A 24895-nucleotide genomic window follows, 5' to 3' on the forward strand; every position below is an offset into this window, starting at 1 on the left:
AGCAGTTCGGGTATGCTGGGGCATCAATGCAAGGACAGACAAGTTGACGCCCCTGATCATGAACAGCCCAATTCTCGTCACCGGCGCCAGCCAGCGCGTCGGGCTGGCCCTGGCCCTTGAACTGGCACAGGCCGGTCATACGGTGGTCAGTGCCAGCCGCAGCATTCATCCACAAAGCCCGCATCCGAACATCGTGCAGTTTCGCGCCGACCTCTGCCAGGAGGCCGACCGCCAGGCGCTGATCGAGTACCTGCAAGACCACTACGACGGCCTACGGGCGATCATCCACAACGCCTCGCTGTGGCTGGATGACGGTCTGGACAACCTGCAGACCATGTTCCGCCTGCACGTCGAAGCGCCCTACCACCTCAACCTGGCCCTGGGCGATCTGCTGGGCAAGGTCGAGAAAGCCGACATCATCCACATCTGCGACGAGACCTCCTCACGCGGCAGCAAGAGCCACATCGGTTACGCCGCGACCAAGGCAGCGCTGCAGAACATGGTGTTGTCGTTCGCCGAAAAATACGCGCCGAAGATTCGCGTCAACGGTATCCTGCCGGGCCTGCTGATCCTCAAGGAAGGAGGCGACGACGCCTATCGCCAGCAGACGCTGAAAAAAGCCCTGCTGGAGTTCGAGCCCGGCGCCCGCCCGTTGATCGAGGCGGTGATGTTCCTGCTCGAAAGCCAGTACAGCACCGGCAGCCAGGTGGTCATCAACGGTGGCCGCCACCTGAAGAATCGCATGACCTGAGGGAAGCCCCATGACCCCGCAACAACAGCTCGAACTCGAGGCCGCCGCGTTCCGGCGCCTGGTCGAACACCTGCAAAAGCGCACCGACGTGCAGAACATCGACCTGATGAACCTCTCCGGCTTCTGCCGCAACTGCCTTTCCAAGTGGTACAAGGCCGCCGCCGACGAACGCCAGATCGACGTCAGCCTGGACGATGCCCGCGAGCACGTCTACGGCATGCCCTACGCCGACTGGAAAGCCCAGTACCAGAAAGAAGCCAGCGCCGACCAACAAGCGGCGTTCGAAAAAGGAAAGCCACGTGACTGATCTGACCACCCTGCGCACCCGCCTCGCCAGCGGCGAACACGTTTTCGCCGACACCCTGGCGTTCATCGCCGCGAACTACAGCTACCAGCCCCAGGCCTTCAACAACGGTGGCGTGGAGAATGCCGCCGGCCAGAACGAAGGCTCGTGCAAGACCCTGGGCCTGGCGCTGCTCGAAGGCTTGAGCGACCAGGAAGCCCTGCTGGCGTTCGGCGAGCACTACCGCAGTGTGCTGGCCACCCCCGAAGGCAGCGACCATGCCAACATCCGAGCGCTGATCAAGCATGGGCTGGCCGGTGTCACCTTCGCCGAGCAGCCGCTCACGGGTAATGCCTGATATCGCCGGGGCCGCCTTGCGGCCCATTCGCGGGTGAACCCGCTCCCACAGGATCAGCGGTGATCCAATGGAAGCGGGTTTACCCGCGAATAGCCCGGTGCAGGCGAGCTCAGCTGATGAGCCGTCCCGGCACCGCCTGAGGCAGCCCGCCCTGCTGCAACCAGGCCAGGGCAATCGGCCACAGGGTCTCGCGGAACCGGTCATGGAAGAACGCGAAATGCCCGACCTGCGCCACCGAGATATCCCCAGGCGCCAGCCGCAAGTGTCGCCGTTCGGCGTGCTGAAGGTATCCCAGTAACCGCTCGGTCGCCGCCACTGTCCCGAACGGATCATCCGTGAGGCTGATTGCCAAGGTCGCCGCCCGCACCTGGGCAAACGGCAATTGCGTCAGCGTCCGCCCGCTCGGGCGGTGCTCGTAGCGTGGCGTGCGGGTGGTCCAGTCGCGCACCACACCCGCCGGCGTATCCTCCATCCAGCCCAGCCGCTTGCCCGGAAAGTACCCACACAGACGGGTCAGCAACGGCATCACCACATGCCATTTGCCCACCAGTCGCCAGCGCTCGCTCGCCGAGTAGTCACGCCAATAGGCAAACTGCGCGCCCACCATCACCACCCGCCGCACCACGCCGCCAGACGGCGCCAGCCCCACCGCGCAGCCGCCGAAGCTGTGTCCCACCACATGTACCGGCTGCCCCGCGAAGCGCTCGGCGGCCAGTTGCAGCATCGCCTCGAAGTCCAGCCGCCCCCAGTCGCTCCACGACGCCTTGAAGCCGCGCAGCGACGCCGGCCGCGACTCGCCGATACCCCGGTAGTCGTAGGTCAGCACATCGAAGCCTTGGGCGAACAGGTAGTCGGCAAAGCGCGAGTAGTAGCGGCAGCGCACCGAGGTGGCAGCGTTGATGATCACCAGCGGACGCTGGGAGTCGGCATTGGCGTGGCGCCAGAGGAAGCCTCCGAGGCTGTAGCCGTCGGCGGTGGTATGGCGAAAGGCGGTGGCGGGCTGGGTCAGGCTGCTCATGACGCGCTCCCTGCTGTGGTGCGCCCACGCTAGCAAAAACAGAAAGGCTGTGGGAGGGCTTTGCCCTCCAATCGCAGCACAAGGCCGCGCCTACAGATTCACCGCCGCATCAAGCAACGCGATGAACCTGTAGGGGCGGCCTTGTGTCGCGAAAGGGCCGCAAAGCGGCCCCATACGATTACAGCTCGACGCAGTCGAACTTCACATCGGTGGCGACGTCTTCGTCGTAGTTGACGTCAGCGCGCTCGAAGCCGAACAGGTTGAGGAACTGCTTCTTGTAACCGGCGTAGTCGGTCAGCTGGAACAGGTTCTCGGTGGTCACCTGCGGCCACAGGGCCTTGCAGGCATCCTGTACGTCGTCGCGCAGTTCCCAGTCGTCCAGGCGCAGGCGGGCCTTTTCGTCCACCGGCATCGCGGCGCCGTCGGCGCGGTACATGCGGTCGCGGAACATGCGGTCCAGCTGGTCCTGGGTGCCTTCGTGAACGCCCTTCTCCTGCATGATCTTGAAGACCATCGACAGGTACAGCGGCATCACCGGAATGGCCGAGCTGGCCTGGGTGACGACGGACTTGAGCACGGCCACGTTGGCGCCGCCTTTGATTTCACCGGCCAGCTTCTTGTCCAGGCGCAGGGCGGTTTCGTCCAGGTCCTGCTTGGCCTGGCCCAAGGCGCCGTGCCAGTAGATCGGCCAGGTGATTTCAGTGCCGATGTAGCTGAAGGCCACGGTACGTGCGCCTTCGGCCAGCACGTCGGCTTGGCTCAGGGCGTCGATCCACAGCTGCCAGTCCTGGCCACCCATGACGGTGACGGTGTCGGCGATTTCCTGCTCGGTGGCCGGCTCGATGCTGGCCTCGATGATGGTGTCCTTGTTGGTGTCGATAGCGGTCGACTTGTACGGCTGGCCGATCGGCTTGAGCGCCGAGCGCACCAGTTCACCGGTCTGCGGCAGCTTGCGCACTGGCGAGGCCAGGGAATAGACGACCAGGTCGACCTTGCCGCCCATTTCGTTCTTGATCAGCTCGATGACCTTGGCGCGGGCTTCGTCGGAGAAGGCGTCACCGTTGATCGACTTGCTGTACAGCCCAGCTTCCTTGGCGAACTTGTCGAAGGCAGCGGCGTTATACCAACCCGCGGTACCGGCCTTGGTCTCGGTGCCCGGCTTTTCGAAGAACACGCCCAGGGTGTCGGCCTTGAAGCCGAAGGCTGCGGTGATGCGCGCCGCCAGGCCGTAGCCGCTGGATGCGCCGATGACCAAGACCTTCTTCGGACCATCCTCGCGCACGCCCAGCTTGCGGGTGGCTTCGATCTGGTCACGGACGTTGAGCTCGCAGCCCTTCGGGTGAGTCGTGGTGCAGATGAAACCGCGAACCTTAGGATGAATGATGGCCAATGTCTGTACCTCTTCAGGTTTGTGCCGAGGAAGCGCGCCGCAGGGGACGGTTCCGTTTGATCAGAGGGTGAGACTACCCCCGCAGGTTATCCGACACATATTACGGGCTGAACCGGGGGATTCAAAACGACGGTTCGCCTGTGTCACCCCTTTCGCGGGTGAACCCGCTCCCACAGGCACTGCGCAGCATTCAAGCCCCCATGCCCCTTACAGGAGCGGGTTTACCCGCGAAAGGGCCGATGCAGACGACTTCAAACTATCAATAAGGCCTCTTTCAACCATTCCAGAAACTGCCGCGCCAGCGGGTCGTCCTGGCTGTCGCGGTGCACCAGGCAGCTCCAGACCGGCCCCCGCACCCGCTGCGCCGACAACGGCTGTAACCGCCCCTCCTCCACCGAGCGCCGTGCGAGCAACTGGCTGACCAGCGCGATCCCCAGCCCCTCACCCGCCGCCTCCAGCAATAGGCCTGGGTCGGAAAAATTAAGCCCCTTGCCCTGCTGCCCGACGTCCTCGCCGCCTTCCAACTGCCAGTGGCTCCAGTCCATTTCACGTTCGCCATGCAAGGTGGTGCGCCGGGCCGCCGGGGTCGCCAGCAACGAGGGATGGCAGGCGGGATAGAGTTCGTCCTGGCGCAGCACGCTGAAGCTGCATTCGGCCTGGGCGCTGAGGTCGTCGCGCACGGCCAGGTCGATGGTCTGGGTGGTCATGTCCGGGGCCTCGAAGCTGGTGAACAGCCACAGGTCGACATCCGGGCAACGCTGGTGAAAGTCCCCCAGGCGCGGCAGCAACCAGTGGCGGGCAAAGGCCGGCGTGGTGTTGACCACCAACTGGTTGGGCTTGCGGTATTGGTCCAGGCGTCGGATGCCCACCGCCAATTGCTGCAACATCGCCTGGGTGGTGCTGAGCAAATCATGCCCGGCATCGGTCAGGCTGACGCTGCGGCCATTGCGATGAAACAACGGCTGCTCCAGGTAGCTCTCCAGGCTGCGGATCTGCTGGCTGATCGCCGACTGGGTGAGGTTCAAGGCCTCGGCGGCCTTGTGGAAGCTGCCCAACCGGGCTGCGGCTTCGAAGCCGCGCAGGGCGTTGAGCGGGGGCCAATGCTTGAGCATGCTGATAAGCCTGACTGATCAGAAATACGCTAAATCTATCGTTTGTCGCCGCGACTTCCTAGCCATAGCATGGACATCAACACCCGCGACGGCGGGCTTCGTTGATAAAAATCCCTAATAGATCGGAGTTCACTATGCACCTGTCCCACGACAGCGGCTGGCGCATGCCCGCCGAATGGGCCCGCCACGCTGCCACCTGGATGATCTGGCCGCACAACCAAGCACTGTGGGAAACCGGCTGGGGCGTGACCCTGGCCGACGTGCAGCGCGACTATGCCCGGGTGGCCACGGCCATCGCCCGCTTCGAGCCCGTGAGAATGGTGGTCGACCCGTCCGCCGTGGACAGCGCCCGGGCCCTGTGCGGCGCCGGTATCGAACTGATCGAGCTGGCGGTGGATGACAGCTGGTGCCGTGACAGCGGCCCGAGCTTCCTCGTCCATCCGCAGGAGGGCGTCGCGGGCTTGAGCTGGCGCTTCAATGCCTGGGGCGGCAAGTCCGAGCACGGCCTGGACCGCAGCCTGGCCCGGCGCATGCTCGACCACCTGGGCCTGCAAGGCTTCAGCACGCCATTGTGCAACGAAGGCGGTGCCATTCATGTGGACGGCCAGGGCACCTTGATCACCACCGAGTCGGTGCTGCTCAACCCCAACCGCAACCCAGGCCTGAGCAAAGCGGACTTCGAAGAGGTCTTCGCCCGCCTGCTGGGCATCCGCAAGACCCTCTGGCTGCCAGGCGACCCGCAGTACATCACCGGCGACATGACCGACGGCCATGTCGATGGCGTCTGCGCCTTCGCCCGCCCAGGCGTGCTGCTGGTGGACGCCACCCATGACCGCGACTCGGTGTACGCCGAAGTCGCCCGGGAGAACCGCCGAGCCCTGGAACTCGCCACCGACGCCCAGGGCCGCCATTTCGAGTTGCTCGACCTGTACGAGGCCAGTGCCGCTGTCGACCCGAGCGCCGAGGTGTTCTGCGCCTCCTACACCAACTTCTACCTGGCCAACGGCGCGGTGATCATGCCTGCCTACGGCATCGACGCTGACCAGGCCGCCGCGCGCCAGTTGGCCCTGGCCTTCCCTGACCGGGAGATCGTGCCGGTGCGTATCGACCACATTGCCCATGGTGGCGGCGGCATCCACTGCATCACCCAGCAACAGCCTGCCTGGCCTCTGCAGGAGGCACGCCCATGAGCTGCTTGCGCATCGCCACCACGCAGATGGTCTGTGACTGGAACCTGCCCGGCAACCTCGACCGCGCCGAGCAACTGGTGCGCCAGGCCGCCGCCCAAGGCGCCCAGGTGATCCTGTTGCAGGAGCTGTTCGCCACGCCGTACTTCTGCATCGAACAGCGCCATCACCACCAGGCGCTGGCCGAGGACTACCACGACAGCCCGCTGCTGCGACGCTTCGCAGCCCTGGCCCGGGAGCTTGGCGTGGTGCTGCCGCTCAGTTGGTACGAACGCGCCGGCAATGCGTTCTTCAACTCGCTGACCGTGGCCGACGCCGACGGCCGCTTGCTGGGCGTCTACCGCAAGAGCCACATCCCCAACGCCATCGGTTACCAGGAGAAGGAATACTTCAGCCCTGGCGACACCGGCTTCAAGGTCTGGGACACCGCCTTCGGCCGCCTGGGAATCGGCATCTGCTGGGACCAGTGGTTTCCCGAGACCGCGCGCTGCCTGGCGCTGATGGGCGCCGAGGTGCTGTTGTTCCCGACCGCCATCGGCTCCGAGCCAGGCGCCGCCGAACTCGACTCCCGCGATCACTGGCAGACCGCCATGCGCGGCCATGCGGCAGCCAACCTGGTGCCGGTGGTGGCCGCCAACCGGGTCGGCCAAGAGGTGGCGGGCAGTGACGACACCCTGTCGATGCGCTTCTACGGCTCGTCGTTCATCTGCGACCACAAAGGCGCCCTGCTCGCCGAGGCCGACCGCCACAGCAGCGGCGTCTGGCTGCACGACCTGGACCTGGCGCTGATGCGCGAGGATCGCCTGAGCTGGGGCATCTACCGCGATCGTCGCCCCGACCTGTACGCGCCACTGATGACCCTCGATGGCCGCACACCTCAACCCACGGGAGCCTGACCCATGCCACGCCGTCCATACCCATGGCTCGCCGCCCTCGCCCTGGCGAGCGGCGCCAGCCTCGCCCAGGCCGAGCAGGAGCCCCTGCGCCTGTACAACTGGGCTGACTATTTTGCCGAGGACATCCTCAAGCGCTTCACCGCCGAAACCGGCATCCCGGTGATCTACGACGTCATGGACGGCAGTGAGGTGCTCGAAGCCAAGCTGATGTCCGGGCGCAGCGGCTACGACCTGGTGTTCCCCGGGGACACCGTGGCCGAACGGCTGATGCGCGCCGGCAGCCTGCAACCGCTGGACCCGACCAAGCTGACCGCACTGGACGACATCGACCCCGGCCTGCGCAAGCTGCACGCCCAGTACCCCAAGGCCAGCCAGGCCACCGTGCCCTATACCTCGGGTACCATCGGACTGACGGTCAATGCGCAGAAGATTCGCGAGCGCATGCCCGACGCGCCACTGGACAGCCTGGACCTGCTGTTCAAACCGGAGCTGGCCGCCAAGTTCGCCGACTGTGGCATCTCGATGATCGACTCGCCCGATGAAGTGCTCGCCGTGGTGCTCCATTACCTGGGCCGCGAACCGCGCAGCGCCAAGCGCGAAGACCTGGCCGCCGCCAGCGAGCTACTCAAGGGAATCCGCCCCTACGTGCGCAAGATGCAATCGCAACCGGTGACGGAGCTGGTCAACGAAAACATCTGCCTGTCGCTGGGCTACAGCGGTGACGTGATCCAGGCCCAGCGCGCCACCGAGGCGGCCGGCAAGTCCATCGACTTCCAGTACCGCGTCCCGCGTGAAGGCACCACGATCTGGATGGACACCATGGCCATCCCCGCCGACGCGCGCCACCCCGATTACGCCTATCGTTTCATCAACTTCGTGATGCGCCCGGAAAACATGGCCGCGATCAGCAACGCCACCGGCTATCCCACCGCCAGCGCCAAGGCGCGGCTACAGGTGGACGCGCGCCTGCGCGACAACCCGGACATCTACCTCGATGAAGCCACCTACGCCCGGTTGATCCCCGGCAAGGACATCCCCCAGGCCGACATGCGTGCGCGCATGCGCGTCTGGACCCGCTTCAAGACTGCACAGGACTGACCCATGCCCACTCGCCGCACCTTCCTCCAGCAGCTGTCGATCGCCGCCGGCATCGGCGCTGCCGCCAGCCTCGGGCTGCCGTTGGGCAGCGCCCGGGCCAGCGAGACCGATCGCTGGTTCATGCCCGACGAGGGCGAACCCCAGCAACGCACCTACCTGGCCTTCGGCGCCCAGGACGCGATCTGGGAAGACTTCACCCAAGACGTGCAAGCCGCGCTCGGTCGCATCGCCCAGGCCATCGCCGGCTACCAGCCGGTCACGGTGTTCTGTCGTGCCAGCGAGCGTGCGCTGGCCGAACAATACTGCGCCAGCCCCAACACCACGTTCGTCACCACCGAGCTGGACGACATCTGGATGCGCGACATCAGCGCCAACTTCGTGGTCGATGACAGCGCAGCCCTGAGTGCTGTGGGGTTCAACTTCAACGGCTGGGGCAACAAGCAGCGCCACCGCAATGACACCCAGCTGGCAGCCCGGGTGGCGAAGCTTGCCGGCGTGCCCTTGCAGCGCAGCGAGCTGGTCGGTGAAGGCGGCGGCATCGAAGTGGACGGCCACGGCACCGGGATCATGACCCAGAGCTGCTGGGTCAATGCCAACCGCAATCCGGGCTGGAAGCTGGCCGAGGTCGAGGAGGAGCTCAAGGCCCGCCTGGGCCTGCGCAAGATCATCTGGCTGCCCGGCATCGCCGGCAAGGACATCACCGATGCCCACGTGGACTTCTATGCCCGCTTCGTGCGCCCTGGCGTGGTGGTGGCCAACCTGGACAACGACCCGCAGTCGTACGACTACGCAGTGACGCGCAAACACCTGGAGATTCTGCGCAAGGCCACCGACGCCGATGGCCGCCCGCTACAGGTGCACACGATGTCACCGCCGCTGTCACCACGGCGCAGCAAGTTCAGCCAGGGCAATCCGGATTTTGCCGCCGGCTACATCAACTACGTCGTCCTCAACGGGGCGGTCATCGCGCCGCAGTTCGGTGATCGCGATGCCGACGAGAAGGCACGCGCGCTGCTGGCCCGGTTGTACCCGGGCCGCGACGTGGTGCAGTTGAACATCGATGCCATCGCCGCCGGGGGCGGCGGCATCCATTGCGTGACCAGCCACTGCCCGGCCGTGTGAGTGACCTGCGCCTTCAGTCCTTGGAGGCGCGTCGTCGCCCGGTGAGCATCGACAGGGGCAGGTTTTCCTTCAGGCGCACGCTCTCGACCAGGGCTGCGAGCAGATGCACGCAGACCAACGCCAACAGCCCGTTGGCCAGAAAGCTGTGCACATCGTGGGGCCAGTCGACGCCCCACAAAGCGTCCACCTCCTGGGACAACCAGCCGGTCACCCCCAGCCCGACGACGCAGGCGAGCATCAACACCATCACCAACCCGCCGATCGGCGTATGACCCATGCGGTGATAACGCTCCCCGCGCCACAATGCCCGGACGTGCAGCGCAAGGCGCGTCGGGGTCGGCCAGAAGTCCGCCCAGCGCGCACTGCGCGGCCCGACGAAACCCCATACCAGACGCACGACCACGACACCGAACGCGTAATAGCCCAACCACTGGTGCCAGTCGTCACCCTCCTCGTTGAAAAACGAGTTGGCGAAGAACACGAATACCAGCGACCAGTGGCAGCACCTAAGTAACGGGTCCCAGAGCCGCACGCTGGCCATCAGTCATGGATCTCGCTCTTGACCGCCTTGCCGCTCACCGGGTCGTGGTAGATCTCGACCTTGCGTCCGTCCTTGTCGAACCCGTAGATCTCGTAGCAGTTGCCCTTGGTAATCTTGAACTTGTTGATGCGATAGCCCTGCTCCTTGAGCTGGGCCTGGAACTGGTCAGCGTTCTGCCAGGTGCTGCGCTCGGCGGTGGTGCACTGGGGTTCGGCGAAGGCGGTGGCACTGGCGAGGACCAAAGCAGTGGCGATCAGGATATGGCGCATGACGGGAAGCTCCGTTTTTTGATGGGAAGCCGCAGTGTGCGACGCGAAGCTGAAGCCAATCTTAAGTACCGGCGGCATGCAGCCGCCTTATAGGCGACCGCATTGATTTGAATTTCAGATCAATGCAAAAGAAAAACAAACTTAACAAATGAACCAAACCCGCCGATGCTGCCGGTAATACGCCGAGCCGGCGTCCACCCCTTGCACGGAGAACAACAAGATGAACGACGTGGTCATCGTCGCCGCCACCCGTACCGCCATCGGCAGCTTCCAGGGTGCCCTGGCCAATGTGCCCGCCGTGGACCTGGGCGCCGCCGTCATCAAGCGCCTGCTAGAGCAGACCCAACTGGACCCGGCCCAGGTCGACGAAGTGATCCTCGGCCAGGTACTGACCGCCGGCGCCGGCCAGAACCCCGCACGCCAGGCCGCGATCAAGGCCGGCCTGCCCTACAGCGTGCCCGCCCTGACCCTGAACAAGGTCTGCGGCTCGGGCCTCAAGGCCCTGCACCTGGCCGCCCAGGCCATCCGCTGCGGCGATGCCGACGTAGTGATCGCCGGCGGCCAGGAGAACATGAGCCTCTCGCCCTACGTGCTGCCCTCGGCACGTACCGGTCAGCGCATGGGCCACGGCCAACTGGTCGACACCATGATCACCGACGGCCTGTGGGATGCCTTCAACGACTACCACATGGGCATCACCGCCGAGAACCTGGTGGAAAAATACAGCCTCACCCGCGATCAGCAGGACGCCTTTGCCGCCGAGTCCCAGCGCAAGGCGGTGGCCGCCATCGAGGCGGGCCGCTTCAAGGACGAGATCACCCCGATCGTCCTGCCACAGAAAAAGGGCGAGCCGCTGGTGTTCGATACCGATGAGCAACCCCGCCCAGGCACCACCGCCGAAGCCCTGGGCAAACTGCGCCCGGCCTTCAAGAAAGACGGCAGCGTCACCGCCGGCAACGCCTCCAGCCTCAACGACGGCGCCGCCGCCGTGCTGCTGATGAGTGCCACCAAGGCCAAGGCCCTGGGCTTGCCGGTGCTGGCGAAGATCAGCGCCTATGCCAGCGCCGGTGTGGACCCGGCAATCATGGGCATCGGCCCGGTGTCGGCCACCCAGCGCTGCCTGGACAAAGCCGGCTGGCAATTGGGCGAGCTGGACCTGATCGAAGCCAACGAAGCCTTCGCCGCCCAGGCCCTGGCCGTGGGCAAGGCGCTGGAATGGAACACCGAGCGGGTCAACGTCAACGGCGGCGCCATCGCCCTGGGCCACCCCATTGGCGCCTCGGGCTGCCGTGTGCTGGTGACGCTGCTGCACGAAATGATCAAACGTGACGCCAAGAAAGGCCTGGCGACGCTGTGCATCGGTGGCGGCCAAGGCGTGGCGCTGGCGATCGAGCGCTGATCCACAGCCCAAGGGCCGCTGTAGGCTTCGTCTGCTCCTAATCGGCGCTGTACCTATTAGGCGCTGGCGAGGCCTGCGATGGGCTGCAAAGCCGGCCCGACCACCACACCGCTATATACTTTTCCAATAGCGCTATGGCACTGTATCGGCACCCGCTTTCCCGTACGCCGTAGCCATGCCTATCCGTTATCCCTTCCTGCGATGCCCCCATGTCCAACATTCGCGAGCGTAACCGCCGCCTCATCGTCGAGGCCGCCGCCGTCGAATTCGCCAGCAAGGGGTTCGAGGCCTCCAAGGTCGAAGACATCGCCGCCCGCGCCGGCCTGCCGAAGGCCAACCTCTACTACTACTTCGAAAACAAACGCGACCTCTATGCCTGCGTGCTCGACAGCGTCATGGAGCCGGTCCTGCGTGCGGCGCGCAGCCTGGACCCACAGGCCTTGCCCGAGCAGGCGTTGCAGCGGTACATCCGCGTGAAGATGCGGGTCGTCAGGCAGTACCCGCACGCCTGCAAGGCGCTGGTGCGGGAGATGCTCCACGGCGCCCACCACGTTTCGGGGCGACGCGCCGAGACCCTGCGCGACACCGCCCGCCAGAACCTGCACTGCCTCACGGCCTGGATGGACAAAGGGCTGATCACCCGCACCGCGCCGGAACACCTGCTGCTGTTTTTGTGGTCGATGCCGATGGCGCACATTCTGGTGGCCGATCAGCCAGGGCTGACGCAACCGCGTGGATCGTCGCAGAGCACCGTGATGCGGATCGTGTTGCGTGGGTTACGCCCAGAGGTAGTGGCGAGCGCCACATAGGCATTGGGGCGCACAGCGCCCCCACCAACTTGGGTTTCACACCTTGCCCTTGGCATCCTTCACATCGCCCGCCAGGCCACCCGCGGCCCCCGCGATGGTGGCGCCTGCACCCGGCACCACCTGGGTCACGGTTTGCGTCATGGTCGCCTGCACATTGCGGGTGTACTCGGCCACCTGAACGCCAGCACGCATGTGCGCCGAAACCGTCTGGGGCGTCAGCACCGTGCGGGTGAAGGTCGAGCTGACGGTGCGGAACAGATTGCCCAGCGCCGAGACGATGGACACGATGGTCAGCACCACGAACGGAATCGACAACCACATGATGCTCATCTTGAACAGCGCCTGCTCCGTGCCCAGCCCTTGCAGGCGACGGCAGTACTGCACGCACACGCACAGGTAGATCAATGCCAGGATCGCGATGGCCAGCAGGTCACGTACATCGAACGCCACCCGCGCCGTCAGCAGCCCATAGATCAGCGCACTGGCCAGCACGTCCGGCATCAGCACCTTGAGCCCCTCCACCGCCTTGGCGATGTTGTAGAGCACAAAGCCAATGAGCACGATCCAGCCCAGCACCGGCACGAAACTGAAGGCGATCACCAACAGCGACAGCAAGATGCCCTGAAGCATCCCGTGATAGAGCTTGTGGCGAATGAGATAGAAGACGAAGTAGCCAAACGAGAACGCCGCGATCGCGAGCAGAGAAGCGGTCATCATCTCGCGATCGAGGAAAAAACTCGGAAAGCCAACGGCGATCATGAACGCCAGGCACAGGTATCCACTTTTTTGCATCGGAGAATCATCCATGGGGGGAGGCCCTGATCGGTGGGGCCTCCATCGCGGGCATGGATGCTACTAATGTGCCACCACCCTGTCGAGGGCGACTTCGTCTCTTTACCGGCACAAAAAAACGCTACATCGATCGCGATGTAGCGTTCGCTCAGTGTTCGAATCAGGCCAGCGCCGTACGACGCAACTCACGCGCCGCAGCAACCATGTTGACCAGCGCCGCCTCGGTCTCCAGCCAGGCGCGGGTCTTCAGGCCGCAGTCCGGGTTGACCCACAGGCGCTCGGCCGGGATACGCTGGACCGCCTTGTTCAGCAACCCGATGATGTCGTCCTTGCTCGGCACGCGCGGCGAGTGGATGTCGTACACGCCAGGGCCGATCTCATTTGGGTAATCGAAACGCTCGAAGGCCTCCAGCAGCTCCATGTCCGAACGCGAGGTCTCGATGGTGATCACATCGGCGTCCATGGCCGCGATCGACTCGATCACATCGTTGAACTCGCTGTAGCACATATGGGTGTGGATCTGCGTCTCGTCACGCACGCCCGAGGCGCACAGTCGGAAGGCCTCGGTGGCCCATTCCAGATAGTGCGGCCAGGCCCCCCGGCGCAGCGGCAAGCCTTCGCGGAAGGCGGCCTCGTCGATCTGCACGATCTTGATGCCCGCAGCCTCCAGATCCACCACCTCATCGCGGATCGCCAGCGCCAGCTGGCGGGCCTGGACTTCGCGGCTCACATCCTCCCGCGGGAAAGACCACATCAGCATGGTCACAGGGCCCGTCAGCATGCCCTTCATCACCTTGTCGGTCAGGCTCTGGGCGTACTGGATCCAACCAACGGTCATGGCCTTCGGGCGGCTAAGGTCGCCGAAGATCACCGCCGGTTTCACACAGCGCGAGCCATAGCTTTGTACCCAGCCGAAGCGGGTGAAGGCATAGCCCTCGAGCTGCTCGGCGAAGTACTCGACCATGTCGTTGCGCTCGGCCTCGCCGTGCACCAGCACATCCAGGCCGAGGTTTTCCTGGATCTGCACGGCATGGCGGATCTCGCTTTGCATGGCCTCGATGTAGTCGGCCTCGGTCAGCTTGCCCTGCTTGAAGGCCTGACGCGCCAGGCGGATCGCAGACGTCTGTGGGAACGATCCAATGGTCGTGGTGGGAAACGCCGGCAGTTCCAGCCCCGCCCGCTGCTTGGCGATGCGCTGCTCGAAAGCCGACTGACGCTGGCTGTCCTTGGGCTGGATCGATGCCACACGGGCCTGCACCGCCGGCTTGTGGATGCGCGGCGACGTGGCGCGGCTGGCCTGAACGGCGCGGCTTTGGGCCAGCGCCGCGATCACTTCATCCGCCTCAGGCGTGTTGATCGCCTTGGCCAGCAGTACCACCTCCTGACACTTCTGCACGGCGAAGGCCAGCCAGCTCTTGAGTTCGGCATCGAGCTGATCTTCGCGAGCCAGGTCCACCGGGCTGTGCAACAGCGAGCACGACGGCGCCACCCACAGGCGATCGCCCAGGCGCTCGGCGGCGTAACGCAGTACGTCCAGGGCCTTGTCCAGGTCGCAGCGCCACACATTGCGGCCGTTGACCACGCCCAGGGAGAGGATCTTGTAGGCAGGCAGGCGGTCGAGGATGGTCGGAAACTGCTCCGGTGCCCGCACCAGGTCGATGTGCAGGCCATCGACCGGCAGGTTGGCCGCCAGGCCCAGGTTGTCTTCCAGGCCGCCAAAGTAGGTAGCGACGAGCTTTTTCAGCGGCGCGCGCTGCAGGATGTTGTAGACGCGCTCGTAGGCGTTCTTCCAATCCTGGGGCAGATCTAGCGCCAGGATCGGCTCGTCGATCTGTACCCACTCCACGCCTTGGGCGGCCAGGCGGTTGAAGATCTGGTCGTACAGTGGCAGCAGGCGGTCCACCAGCTCCAGCTTGTCGAAGTCCGCACCCTTGGTCTTGCCCAGCCACAGGTAGGTCAGCGGGCCGATCACCACTGGCTTGACCGCATGGCCCAGGGCCTTGGCCTCGTCCACCTCCTCGAACAGTTGCTCCCAGCTCAAGGCGAACGCTTGGTCAGCGGTGAACTCTGGGACCAGGTAGTGGTAGTTGGTGTCGAACCATTTGGTCATTTCCTGGGCATGGCCACCGCCACAGCAGCGGTCGCTGACGCCACGCGCCATGGCGAACAGGGTGTTCAAGGTCGGCTTGGCCCCGTCGTGGCCAGCAAAGCGAGCCGGGATCACACCGAAGGTCAGCGAGTGGGTAAGCACCTGGTCGTACCAGGCAAAATCACCGACCGGCAGCAGCTCGATCCCGGCATCCTTCTGCACCTGCCAATGGGCGGCGCGCAGCGCCTGGCCCACGGCGCGCAGGCCGGCTTCGTCCAGCTCACCCTTCCAGAACGCCTCCTGGGCCTTCTTCAGTTCGCGGTCCCGACCGATGCGCGGAAAGCCCAGGTTGTGCGCCAGTGCCATGTCTTATCCCTCAGAAATCTTGAAATTGAATGAGGGAATTTTCCCGGCTGAGCCTGTGTGAGACAAACTCATTAAATTTGAGATCAACTCAAGATTTGCTCATGATCGTCGAACAGGTTCGAGGACAACAAAGAACCTGCGGGAGCGGGTTCCCCGCGAAAGGGCCAGCACCGCCAACTCAAATGTCTCTTTCAGCGCATTTCCCTACGCAACCGGACATGACCCAACCCTCGCCCTGCCCCACAATGCCACCGTGCCCCAACCCGATACCCGAGCGCCCATGAGCCAGCTGAAAACCGCGCTGCACGACAACACCTTCGTCTGCATCATGGAGTTCGTGCCCAAGTCCTCCAGCGAGCGTTTCGCCAGCATCGAAGCGCTTATGGCGCGCCAGCACCTGTGCGGCTGGCCCATAACCATGGCCATCGCCGACCGGGTCGGCAGCCCCTTCGAAATGTCGCCGCTGGACGCCTATTCAAGCCTTGAGCAACCGCAGCCCGCGCTGTTGCACTTCTCCGGCAAGGACCGCGAGCGCCACCACTTGCTGGAGCAGTTGCAGCAGATGGACGCCGCTGGCCTCGACCAGCTCCTGCTGCTCACCGGCGACCGCCTGCCCGGCCACGTCCCGGGCCAGCGCCCGGTGCGCTACCTCGAATCCATCGCCGCCCTGCAGACCGTTCGCCAAGCCCGCCCCGACTGGCTGCTCGGCGCCGGCATGCACCCGTTCAAGTACCGCGAGGAAGAAGGCGGCGCCCAATACTTCAAGGCCGAGAAGAAGCTCGCCGCCGGCGCGGACTTCCTGGCCTTGCAACTGGGCTACGACGCCAGCAAGCACCTCGAAGCCATCCAGTGGATGCGCCGCCAGCCCCAGCCCAAGCCGCTCACGGCCTGCGTGATGGGCCTCACCCTGGGGCGAGCGAAGCTCTTCGAGCACGTCGCCGGCATCGTCGTCACCCCGTCCATGCACGATGTGCTCGCCGCCGAAGCCGCCGTCTCCAAGGCCCACGCCCAGGCACGCAGCCTCGAACGCCTGGCCTTGCAGATCATCGGGCTGCGCCTGATGGGCTATGCCGGCATCCACCTCTCCGGCATCCACGACCTGGAGCAGTTGGAGGCCCTGGAGCGCGCGCTCGAACACTGGCAAACCCGCCTGCATTCACTGGAGCAATGGGCGCCCGCCTGGCACGCCTGCTGGCAGATGCCCGGCCTGCCGGCTGTCACCTTCCACCCGCCCGGCGCCAACTGGCGACTGGGCGAATCCCAGGTCACCGCCTCGCCCAAGGAGACCGCCCGCTATCACCTGCTGCATGGTCTGCACTCACTGCTGTTCAGCCGCCGCAACCCGCTGAGCCAGGCCTTCGGCTGGGCCGTGCAACGCCGGCTGTGGAACACCCCCACCGGCGCCCGCGTGCTCCATCGCCTGGAACGTAGTGCGAAAAGGCCCTTGGTCGGGTGCGACACCTGCGGCACCTGCCGCCTGGAAGACACCCTCTACATCTGCCCGGAAACCTGCCCCAAAGGCCTGGCCAACGGCCCCTGCGGCGGCACTACGCTCAACCGCTGCGAGTTCGGCGACCGCGAGTGCATCCACAGCGTGAAGTACCGCACCGCCAAGGCTGTGCGGCAGACGGCGGTGCTCACCGAACGCCTCATCCCCTGCATCGACGCCGACACCCGTCACCGCAGCTCCTGGCCCACCTGGTTCCAAGCCCCCGCCGCGACCACCACCACCGCCAAGCCCTGTGGCAATGGCCTTGCACCGCAGTCGGCCACCGAAGCCGAGCCCAAGGCGCCTGCCCTGCACACCAGCAAAGTGCCCGAGCTGGACAACTGACCCCACGATGATTGGGCCCAAAGGTGGCCCTGCCCGCCCACCCCACTTACACTCACCGGCCATCAGGACAGCCAATGCAGTTCAAGGACCGGCATGAACGAAACGCTCTATTGCACCCAATGCGGCGCGACCAACACGGTCGAAGCCAACTTCTGCCTCAAATGCGGCCAGGCCATCGCCAAGCACTACACCGGCGCCGCGACCTTGCAAGGCGCACAGCCTCGCCCATCCCAGTCATCCAGCTTCATCACCAAACACTGGCGCGGCGAGTACTCGCTCGGAGTGTCCTACTGGCTGTTCGGCTTTCTCCTGACGCTGCTGATCATCGGCCTGTCCCTGGCGATAGATCCCATCAGCGACGCCATAAGGCTCGGCACCCAAGGCCACGGCGTCCTGATCGTGGGGTACTACCTGGGTATCCTGGCGGTGTCGGTCTGGCAGTTCGTCGGCGTGTTCCGCTCGGCCTCGGCCCACGTCTCGCGCGGCGGCAAAGCCTTCTGGGCCATCCTGGCCAAGGTGCTGGTGTGCCTGGGCGCCATCCAGATGGCAATCAGCGTGATCACCGATGGCGTCCCCATCCTGCGCGAAGGCGTGGACATGATCCGCGGCACCGACAACATCCCGCCCTATGCCCTGCGCCTGATGCGCAACGACACCGAACTCGAAGTGGCCGGCGGCCTGCCCATCGGCACCACCGATGCCGTGCGCGACCTGCTCGACGCCTCGCCGAAGGTGCGCGTCATCCACCTGAACAACACCGGCGGGCGCATCTACGAAGCCAACAAACTCGCCGACCTGATCGCCCAACGCCAACTGATCACCTACACCCGCACCAGTTGCTCGAGCGCCTGCGCCCTGGCCTTCCTCGCCGGGCGCGAACGCTACATTGGTGAAAAAGGCCAGATCGGCTTTCACAGCGCCTCGGTCCATGGCGCCACCGGCAGCGACGATCTGGACGTGAACGCCAGCTTCAGAACGGCACTTTCGCGAGTCGGCGCCTCGCCTGAATTCATCACCCGCGCCACCACCACCAGCCCCACGGACATGTGGTACCCCGACAAGGACACCCTCAAGCAGCAGCACATCATTACCGAGCAAGTCGACTCCCGTTACTTCGGGTTGTCTGGCCTGACGCAATGGCGCGACGCCAACCAGATCGAGCAGGCCCTGTTGAAGCAACCCGTCTTCGCCGCCCTGGCGGCCCATGACGCGGACAACTACGCCCAACTGAGAAAGATCGTGGTCGACGGCGTGCAAAGCGGCCGCTCGACTGTCGAGATCCAGGCCGGCATCCAAGCGCTGATCGCCACCTCGATCGTGCCCAACTACCTGGTCCGCGCCCCCGACCACGCCCTGCTGCGCTACTGGCGCGCGCAGGTCGAAGAGATGAAGTTCTTCGGCAAGACCCACCCCGCCCATTGCCTGACCTTCCTCGGCCTTGACAACAACACGCCCAAAATCGAGTTGATTCACCAGATCCCCAAAGCCCAGGCCAACGAAGACCTGGCAGCCCTGGTCGAAGTGGTGGAGCAAACGGCCAAACACCCCGTACAAGCCAAACCCTTGTCGGTTTACGAGCAAGACTTTCGCCGCGTGCTGATGAGCGTCATGGCCAAGGACCGCCGCGCCGTGGAAATTGTGGCAAGCCCCGAGCAGTTCACCCATGAGCCCAGCGCGACCTGCAACAGCATGGTCCTGCTCTACGACACCATCCTGTCGCTGCCCGACACCGCCCTATCGGCCGGCCTGCTGCGCAGCATGGCTGCCGAAGTGGCCAACCCACAGTAATGAACAGCACGCCCCCTATGGGAGAAGTGCCAATCCCACAGCAATGAGCAGCACGCCCCCTGTGGGAGAAGTACCAAGCCCACAGTAATGAGCAGCACGGCCCCTGTGGGAGCGGGTTTACCCGCGAAGAGAACACCACCGCTCCCCAACCGTCCCACCCACTTATCCACAGCCCAAACAAAAGCCGCGTCCTGACAACAAGACGCGGCTTCAATCAAGCACTGGCTAACTACCTAGCACTCCTCATCCCCCAGCAACTTGCCACACTGCTCACTGGCCAACCGGCTGATGATCTTGATCGCCTGATGAATCCCCGCTGTGGCGCGAAAGCTCAATTGGGGTTCGTGCTCGCACTCCAGTTGCTCGTCGCGCTGCACCAGCGATTCGCCGAGCAGTTCGAGGGTCCAGACGTAGCTCTGGAGAGTGGAGAGGCGTTCGTGCTCAGTCATGGGGCACCTGCCTTGGAGCTGGCGTTGGACTGCCCTGAATGTGGATGGGGTAGAAGCGGTGGGGGGCCCGAGGAGTTGGGCGGTGGAGAGCGGATGCGAGGATCCGGAACAGACTTGTGATGGTCATGCATGAGGTCCTTTTCATTTGAAGCACCACGCCAACCGTCGCCAAACGATTAGGGTGGCAGCTGTACGCAGGTTGGCGAACCGAGGAAAAGGAACTCGGCAGACCCGAAGGTCTCCCACGCACAGCCGCCATTACACGAGACTGCGGGCACAAAAAAAAGCGCCTGCAATCGTGATCTGGGCGCCATTGCGCCTTTTCGTTCGGGTCGCCAAACCCGGTCGCGGAATTTGCCGCGACCGGGGGAATTTATCCCCGTGGCTCGATCCGCGCAAGGACTGGGCGTTGATCTGAAAGGTATGGCTACGAAATCCCGTCCCGCCCGGCCATAACCCGACGGATAGCCATACCGTTGGGTACAGAAACATCATTGAAACGATGAGTGGTTAGGGCTGAAATCCAGCAAGACGGCATAATGGCATCGCATTTTTTTACGATCCCCTCACCCCGCCGTCGCGAGCCCCTTTTTAATGAATACCGAAACACGCTACTCGATCATCCTGGAACACAGCGCCGAGGTACTCCTCGAAAACGCCTCCATGGCCCAGGTGGAAGCGTTTTGGGATGACAACGATGAACGGTATTTCGGGTTGCGGATCGAAGATGAGCGAAGTGCTCATGCGCGGGTGATTGTTACGGATGACGTGCCGGATGAGGAAGAGGATGGGGTTGTCGTGCTGTGTGCCTAGGCTCTATGTGAAAGGTCATCGACATCGCATGGCGACTTACCAACGCAGTAGTCGCGGCCCGAGCAGGGCTCCCACCGCAGTCGGAACCAGCATCCCCAACACGTACCAGACACCCCAGAATGGCACCTCCATTTCCGGGCAATGCAGGCTATAGGCGAGTGTCGCTGTCGCCCCCGCCAACAAGCCCCCCGCCGCTCCTGCCTGACGCAGACGAGTCGGCGCCAAGCCGCGCAACGCCCAGAACACCGCGATGAACGCTGGCACGCAGAGCAGGCCGATGTTCAACGCACAAGTGCGCCAGGTACGCCCCAGAATCAAATCAGCCCGAGCATCGGGCGTCGCGCCCGCAAGGCTCAACCCAGCCCCCAGCCACACCAGCAGCAGCGGCACGCTCAGCGCCATCCAGGCTGCCCCGCCCTTGCTGCCCGGGCGAGCCAGGTGCTGGCTCAGGCGCAGCGCCAGCAACGCCAGGCTCGCCGGGAAGGCCAATTTAGCCCAGAACATCGGCGTACGCGCCACTTCGACCAAATCGCTGCGCACGCCATAGATTACCGCCAGCAGCACCAGCGCACCGAGGGCACCGACCACCATCGCCACGCCGAAGCGCCGCGCCAGAGCATGCCGTTGCACCGGCCCTTCGCCAGCAGCCAGCAGGGTAATCAGCTCATCGGTCTTCATTGTTCCGCTTACCTCCAATCATGCTCGCCAGCGCCTTCAGGCCCCGGTGTATACCGACCTTCACCGCCGAACTGGACAGCCCGGTGAGACGTGCGGTCTCATCCACCGATAGCCCCTCCAGCTTGACGTGGACAATCGGCAGGCGCTGGCGCGCGGGCAAGCGCTCCAGCAGCAGCCTCAGGTCGCGGCTGGCCTCACTGGGTGCTTCATCACTGACGGCGAACAGCTCGCAGTCGTCTTCCAGCGGCGCGTGCAGCGCATCGCGGCGGGCGTAGGCACGAAAGTAATCGGCCAGCTTGTAGCGAGCGATGGCCTGCACCCAAGGAGTCAGCGGCCCCTGCTCATGGTAGGTATGGCGGGCATTGTGCACCGCCAACAGCACTTCCTGCAGCAGGTCTTCGATTTCATCCGGGCGCTGCGCCAAGCGACGACTGAGGTAGCCCCGCAAGTGCACCGCCAGCGCGGCCAGGAACGCCCGGTAGGCCGTGCTGTCACCGGCCAGCCCGCGCAGCAACAGCGCCTGCAGCTGGGATTCGCGTGCGCTCAGTACCGACTGTTGATTAGTTCGTTGCATTCGCCGCCAGGGTTACACCCAGAGAGAGTCATTTCGTCGGCTTTACAGTAGGGGTGCGCCGGAGAAATCTCAAAAAAAATTTTCAGCGCGCTGTAACCGCAGCGAAACCCTTGGCGAACTACTCCATGAGCCGTCGGTAAGACACCGGGGCCATCCTACCTTTTTCGGAGACAACGCCATGAAACACCTGACCCTCGCCAGCGCAGCACTGGCCCTCGCCTCCCTCGCTGGCGCCGCCATGGCTGCAGACACCGCAGCCCCCGCCGGTGGTGCCATGGAGAAATGCTACGGCGTCGCCATGGCCGGCAAGAATGACTGCAAGGCTGGTGCCGGCACTACCTGCGCGGGCAGCTCGAAAAAAGACTACGACGGCGCAGCCTGGAAGAACGTGCCCACCGGCACCTGCACCACCATCAAGACGCCCAACGGCATGGGCTCGCTGACCCCGATCAAGTCCTGATCACAGGCCTACGACCATGACTGCCATCCACCGTATGGGCGCGGGGTTGAGCCTGAAGGCCGAGCATTATGCCGAGGCCCTGGCCTGCGATGCCCCGGGGCTGTGGTTCGAAGTCCACCCGGAAAACTACATGGTCGCAGGCCCGCGCCTGGCCTGGCTGGAGCGGGTGGCCGAGCGCCATCCGCTGTCGCTGCACGGCGTGGCGCTCTCGCTGGCGGCGGATGCCGAGCCGGACGCGGCTCACCTACGTCGCCTACGGGCACTGGTCGAGCGGGTAGCGCCAGCACTGATATCCGAGCACCTTGCCTGGTCGACCTGGCACGGCCAGTACCACCCCGATTTGCTGCCCTTCCCACGCAGCGATGAAGCCCTGGCTCGCATCGCCGCGAATATTTCGCGTACTCAGGACACCCTGGGCCGCAGCATCGCCGTGGAAAACCCCAGTCATTACCTGCACCTGGACGGCCATACCTGGGACGAGATCGGTTTTCTCGCCGAACTCACCCAGCGCACCGGGTGCAGCCTGCTACTGGACGTCAATAACGTATACGTCAGCGCCCACAACCTGGGCTTCGACGCGTTCGCCTACCTTGATCGCTTCCCGGCGCGGGCGATCACTGAAATCCATTTGGCCGGCCACAGTGAAGACGCCCAGGGCAACCTACTGATCGACTCCCACGACGCCAACGTCGCAGCCCCCGTGTGGGCGCTGTACCACCACCTGATCCAACGCATCGGCCCGCGCCCGACGCTGATCGAGCGCGATGACCGCTTACCTGCGTTCGATGCGTTGCTCACCGAGCGCGACACCGCCCAGGCCATTCTCTACCCGGCAGGAGCCACGCCATGACCCTTACCCTTGGCCAGTTTCAGGACGCCTTCGTCGAGGCGCTGTACCACCGACCGGCCCCAGCGTTGGCGGCGCTCACCGCCCAGCCAGCGTTCGCGGTCTACCGCAACACCGTACTGGTCGGCGCGGTGGAGGCATTGTGCGCAAACTACCCTAGCATTGAGCGGCTGGTAGGGGGGCAATGGCTGCGCGCTACCGCCACTCTATACGCCGAGCACTCACCGCCTGACGACCCGCGCTTGGTGCTCTATGGTGCCGATTTTCCTGACTTCCCGGCCTTCCAGGCCGGGCAAACATTGCACGGGCTGCTCTACCTGAGTGACGTCGCCCGCCTCGACCGGCTCTGGAGCGAAGCCTTCAGCGCCGTACTGGAACCGACGCTGACCCTTGCCGGACTCGCGGGTATGACCGTCGCCGACCTTACCCATGGCCACCTGACCCCGCGCGCCAGCGTGCGTTGGCACTGGTGCGCCAAGCACCCAGCATACAGCCTGTGGCGCCACAGCCGCGAAGGCCTGGACTGGCCACAGGACCATCCTTGGCGGGCCGAGGGCGCGCTGTTCAGCGGCCACGCCGACGGTGTGGCCCACCAGGCACTGGAGGCGGGAGGCTGTGTCTTCCTGGACGCCTGCGCCGCCGGCCACAACCTCGAACAGGCCTCAGCCCAGGCCTTGCAGGCCCAGCCCAACCTGGATTTCAACGACCTGCTGGGCCGACTATTGCAGGCCCAGGCTTTCCGTCCACTCACATTCGCCTGAGGTGCCACCATGGACATTGTCCACCCCAACACGACGGTCCAAGTCCTGCGCGCCTACTGGAACCGCCTCGCAGACCACCTGCAACTGTGGATAGGGGACACGATCTTGTGCTTGATCGCGCGCGTGGGGATTGCGTCGATCTTCTTCCTGTCCGGGCGCACCAAGGTAGAGGGCTTTCTGACCATCACCCCCAGTACTTACGAACTGTTCCAAAGTGAGTACGCACTCCCCTGGGTACCCTCCCCCCTTGCAGCGCACCTTGCGACCTATGCCGAACACCTCTTCCCCCTGCTGTTGGTACTCGGACTGTTCACTCGCCTTTCAGCCATGGCACTGCTGGGGATGACACTGGTGATTGAAATCTTCGTTTACCCCGATGCCTGGCCGACACATTTGTCCTGGGCAGGCTTGCTGCTGCTTCTGATAGCGCGCGGAGCGGGAAAGCTGTCGCTGGATGGGGTGCTTAAACTACGTTGAGCGTTGCGTCGAGAGGCTAGATTCTCGGTATTTGGGGGATCAGCGATAGCGCCCACGCGGCCAGCTCGTGAAAACGAAAAACCGGCCAGATAGCCGGTTTCAGCGGAAGGCAGTGGCGCTGGATGTGGTGCGGAGACAGACGGACGGTTGTTGTGATGGCCCATTTTTCGCGGAACTGGAATTTGGTGGATTTTTGGCGTACCTCAAAGTTTATCTATAAAAGACTCCGCGCTGCCGTAGGACCGAGGTAGCAGAAAAGGCTGAAGCCTTCATTTCTTGGAGTAATTATGAAACTCACTTCTGATACGACTCCGTCCTCTTCTAGTGCATGCTCCCGGTGTAATAGAGACTGCAATGATCAAACTTAAAGCGCTGGCCCTCTTTGCAGCGTGTATTGTTCTGGCAGGCTTTGTGTCTGAGTACATCAACGCCAGAAAGCAGGCACTAGATACGCCTGTGCGGATCACCATTCGCGTACTCGATGGGAATAGCCAGCCCATTCCCGATACCGTCGCGTTGGTCAAATAGCAGCTTAAGGTGGGGGAAAACGCAGGAACTCTGAAGATGTTTTCGCTAGCCGCTTGCTCTGCAATGTAGCGAGATGAGGTGTCGCCGGCACCATGAAAAAGCCCCACTCAGAACGTTCTGAGTAGGGCTTTTGCTGTCATCCTGCTGTCACAGCCTGCTTTACTGTTACGTTGAAACTGCTGGAGACCTCGATTTTACTGGTGCCG

The 24895-nt window shown here is 64.2% G+C and carries 27 protein-coding genes; 17 read left to right on the forward strand and 10 right to left on the reverse strand.

Annotation, left to right across the window (positions count from 1 at the left end):
• The first annotated feature begins 58 nt into the window (after positions 1-58).
• Genes folM through IEC33019_RS13820 form a run of 3 tightly spaced genes read left to right on the forward strand, consistent with a single transcriptional unit; the run spans position 59 to position 1392 of the window.
• Positions 59-751 carry a dihydromonapterin reductase gene (gene folM / locus IEC33019_RS13810; protein WP_070093379.1) on the forward strand — a complete coding sequence of 231 codons (693 nt, stop codon included), beginning with the start codon at positions 59-61 and terminating at the stop codon, positions 749-751.
• A gap of 10 nt (positions 752-761) precedes the next feature.
• Positions 762-1058: a DUF1244 domain-containing protein gene (locus IEC33019_RS13815; RefSeq protein ID WP_070093328.1), complete on the forward strand. Its 297-nt coding sequence runs from the start codon at positions 762-764 to the stop codon at positions 1056-1058.
• Entirely contained in the window at positions 1051-1392 is a 342-nt protein-coding gene (locus tag IEC33019_RS13820) for a HopJ type III effector protein (RefSeq protein ID WP_070093329.1), read from the forward strand. The genes IEC33019_RS13815 and IEC33019_RS13820 overlap by 8 nt, the downstream gene beginning before the upstream one ends.
• A 109-nt stretch (positions 1393-1501) precedes the next feature.
• On the opposite strand, the gene IEC33019_RS13825 is transcribed toward IEC33019_RS13820, so the two are convergent.
• The 3 genes from IEC33019_RS13825 to IEC33019_RS13835 form a co-directional block, all read right to left on the reverse strand.
• Positions 1502-2410: an alpha/beta hydrolase family protein gene (locus IEC33019_RS13825; RefSeq protein ID WP_099593641.1), complete on the reverse strand. Its 909-nt coding sequence runs from the start codon at positions 2408-2410 to the stop codon at positions 1502-1504.
• Between the two features lie 178 nt (positions 2411-2588).
• Positions 2589-3800 carry an enoyl-ACP reductase FabV gene (gene fabV / locus IEC33019_RS13830; protein ID WP_070093331.1) on the reverse strand — a complete coding sequence of 404 codons (1212 nt, stop codon included), beginning with the start codon at positions 3798-3800 and terminating at the stop codon, positions 2589-2591.
• 251 nt (positions 3801-4051) lie between these two features.
• The gene (locus IEC33019_RS13835) at positions 4052-4912 is read right to left on the reverse strand and encodes a LysR substrate-binding domain-containing protein (RefSeq protein WP_070093332.1); all 861 of its coding nucleotides are present in this window, start codon (positions 4910-4912) and stop codon (positions 4052-4054) included.
• A 134-nt stretch (positions 4913-5046) separates the two neighbouring features.
• Between IEC33019_RS13835 and IEC33019_RS13840 the strand changes: the two genes are divergently transcribed.
• From IEC33019_RS13840 to IEC33019_RS13855, 4 genes are read left to right on the forward strand one after another with little or no spacing between them, the layout of a single operon-like run.
• A complete protein-coding gene (locus IEC33019_RS13840) occupies positions 5047-6102 on the forward strand; it encodes an agmatine deiminase family protein (protein ID WP_070093333.1) in 1056 nt (351 codons plus the stop codon).
• Entirely contained in the window at positions 6099-6995 is an 897-nt protein-coding gene (aguB, locus tag IEC33019_RS13845; RefSeq protein ID WP_070093334.1) for an N-carbamoylputrescine amidase, read from the forward strand. Before IEC33019_RS13840 ends, aguB begins: the two co-directional genes overlap by 4 nt.
• Positions 6996-6998: 3 nt before the next feature.
• The gene (locus IEC33019_RS13850; RefSeq protein ID WP_070093335.1) at positions 6999-8093 is read left to right on the forward strand and encodes an extracellular solute-binding protein; all 1095 of its coding nucleotides are present in this window, start codon (positions 6999-7001) and stop codon (positions 8091-8093) included.
• Between the two features lie 3 nt (positions 8094-8096).
• Entirely contained in the window at positions 8097-9215 is a 1119-nt protein-coding gene (locus tag IEC33019_RS13855; protein WP_070093336.1) for an agmatine deiminase family protein, read from the forward strand.
• Positions 9216-9228: 13 nt separating this feature from the next.
• Here IEC33019_RS13855 and IEC33019_RS13860 read toward each other — a convergent pair whose 3' ends face one another.
• Both IEC33019_RS13860 and IEC33019_RS13865 read right to left on the reverse strand, forming a co-directional pair.
• Complete coding sequence (locus IEC33019_RS13860) at positions 9229-9756, reverse strand: cytochrome b/b6 domain-containing protein (RefSeq protein ID WP_070093337.1); 528 nt, start codon at positions 9754-9756, stop codon at positions 9229-9231.
• Complete coding sequence (locus IEC33019_RS13865; RefSeq protein WP_070093338.1) at positions 9756-10025, reverse strand: PepSY domain-containing protein; 270 nt, start codon at positions 10023-10025, stop codon at positions 9756-9758. The genes IEC33019_RS13860 and IEC33019_RS13865 overlap by 1 nt, the downstream gene beginning before the upstream one ends.
• 220 nt (positions 10026-10245) lie before the next feature.
• On the opposite strand from IEC33019_RS13865, the gene IEC33019_RS13870 reads away from it, so the two are divergent.
• Positions 10246-11424, forward strand: a complete 1179-nt coding sequence (locus IEC33019_RS13870; protein WP_070093339.1) for an acetyl-CoA C-acetyltransferase — start codon at positions 10246-10248, stop codon at positions 11422-11424.
• A gap of 209 nt (positions 11425-11633) precedes the next feature.
• Positions 11634-12233: a TetR/AcrR family transcriptional regulator gene (locus IEC33019_RS13875; protein WP_099593644.1), complete on the forward strand. Its 600-nt coding sequence runs from the start codon at positions 11634-11636 to the stop codon at positions 12231-12233.
• Between the two features lie 36 nt (positions 12234-12269).
• Here IEC33019_RS13875 and IEC33019_RS13880 read toward each other — a convergent pair whose 3' ends face one another.
• The gene (locus IEC33019_RS13880; RefSeq protein WP_070093341.1) at positions 12270-13025 is read right to left on the reverse strand and encodes a hypothetical protein; all 756 of its coding nucleotides are present in this window, start codon (positions 13023-13025) and stop codon (positions 12270-12272) included.
• Between the two features lie 160 nt (positions 13026-13185).
• Positions 13186-15480 carry a 5-methyltetrahydropteroyltriglutamate--homocysteine S-methyltransferase gene (gene metE, locus IEC33019_RS13885; protein ID WP_070093342.1) on the reverse strand — a complete coding sequence of 765 codons (2295 nt, stop codon included), beginning with the start codon at positions 15478-15480 and terminating at the stop codon, positions 13186-13188.
• 280 nt (positions 15481-15760) lie between these two features.
• Between metE and IEC33019_RS13890 the strand changes: the two genes are divergently transcribed.
• Positions 15761-17314 carry a methylenetetrahydrofolate reductase C-terminal domain-containing protein gene (locus IEC33019_RS13890; protein WP_070093343.1) on the forward strand — a complete coding sequence of 518 codons (1554 nt, stop codon included), beginning with the start codon at positions 15761-15763 and terminating at the stop codon, positions 17312-17314.
• A 93-nt stretch (positions 17315-17407) separates the two neighbouring features.
• On the forward strand, positions 17408-19102 hold the full coding sequence (locus IEC33019_RS13895; RefSeq protein ID WP_070093344.1) for a zinc-ribbon domain-containing protein: 1695 nt from the start codon (positions 17408-17410) through the stop codon (positions 19100-19102).
• A gap of 233 nt (positions 19103-19335) precedes the next feature.
• Here the strand turns inward: IEC33019_RS13895 and IEC33019_RS13900 are convergent, their stop codons facing one another.
• Positions 19336-19551, reverse strand: coding sequence for a hypothetical protein (locus tag IEC33019_RS13900; protein ID WP_070093345.1), 216 nt, complete (start codon positions 19549-19551; stop codon positions 19336-19338).
• A gap of 594 nt (positions 19552-20145) precedes the next feature.
• On the opposite strand from IEC33019_RS13900, the gene IEC33019_RS13910 reads away from it, so the two are divergent.
• Positions 20146-20364 carry a hypothetical protein gene (locus tag IEC33019_RS13910; RefSeq protein WP_070093346.1) on the forward strand — a complete coding sequence of 73 codons (219 nt, stop codon included), beginning with the start codon at positions 20146-20148 and terminating at the stop codon, positions 20362-20364.
• A gap of 36 nt (positions 20365-20400) precedes the next feature.
• On the opposite strand, the gene IEC33019_RS13915 is transcribed toward IEC33019_RS13910, so the two are convergent.
• Both IEC33019_RS13915 and IEC33019_RS13920 read right to left on the reverse strand, forming a co-directional pair.
• Positions 20401-21042, reverse strand: a complete 642-nt coding sequence (locus tag IEC33019_RS13915; RefSeq protein WP_099593646.1) for a DUF1109 domain-containing protein — start codon at positions 21040-21042, stop codon at positions 20401-20403.
• Entirely contained in the window at positions 21029-21616 is a 588-nt protein-coding gene (locus IEC33019_RS13920) for a sigma-70 family RNA polymerase sigma factor (protein ID WP_070093348.1), read from the reverse strand. Before IEC33019_RS13920 ends, IEC33019_RS13915 begins: the two co-directional genes overlap by 14 nt.
• 178 nt (positions 21617-21794) lie before the next feature.
• On the opposite strand from IEC33019_RS13920, the gene IEC33019_RS13925 reads away from it, so the two are divergent.
• The 5 genes from IEC33019_RS13925 (at position 21795) to IEC33019_RS27365 (ending at position 24689) form a co-directional block, all read left to right on the forward strand.
• Positions 21795-22076, forward strand: coding sequence for a BufA1 family periplasmic bufferin-type metallophore (locus tag IEC33019_RS13925; protein ID WP_070093349.1), 282 nt, complete (start codon positions 21795-21797; stop codon positions 22074-22076).
• 16 nt (positions 22077-22092) lie between these two features.
• Positions 22093-22926 (forward strand): MNIO family bufferin maturase, encoded by an 834-nt coding sequence (bufB, locus tag IEC33019_RS13930; RefSeq protein WP_070093350.1) that lies wholly within the window; start codon positions 22093-22095, stop codon positions 22924-22926.
• Positions 22923-23684 (forward strand): HvfC/BufC N-terminal domain-containing protein, encoded by a 762-nt coding sequence (locus IEC33019_RS13935; protein WP_070093351.1) that lies wholly within the window; start codon positions 22923-22925, stop codon positions 23682-23684. Before bufB ends, IEC33019_RS13935 begins: the two co-directional genes overlap by 4 nt.
• Before the next feature lie 9 nt (positions 23685-23693).
• Entirely contained in the window at positions 23694-24161 is a 468-nt protein-coding gene (locus IEC33019_RS13940; RefSeq protein ID WP_070093352.1) for a DoxX family protein, read from the forward strand.
• A 354-nt stretch (positions 24162-24515) separates the two neighbouring features.
• The gene (locus tag IEC33019_RS27365) at positions 24516-24689 is read left to right on the forward strand and encodes a hypothetical protein (RefSeq protein WP_157765888.1); all 174 of its coding nucleotides are present in this window, start codon (positions 24516-24518) and stop codon (positions 24687-24689) included.
• Positions 24690-24895: the final 206 nt, after the last annotated feature.

The sequence above is a fragment of the Pseudomonas putida genome (assembly GCF_002741075.1).
Lineage (GTDB): Bacteria > Pseudomonadota > Gammaproteobacteria > Pseudomonadales > Pseudomonadaceae > Aquipseudomonas > Aquipseudomonas putida_T.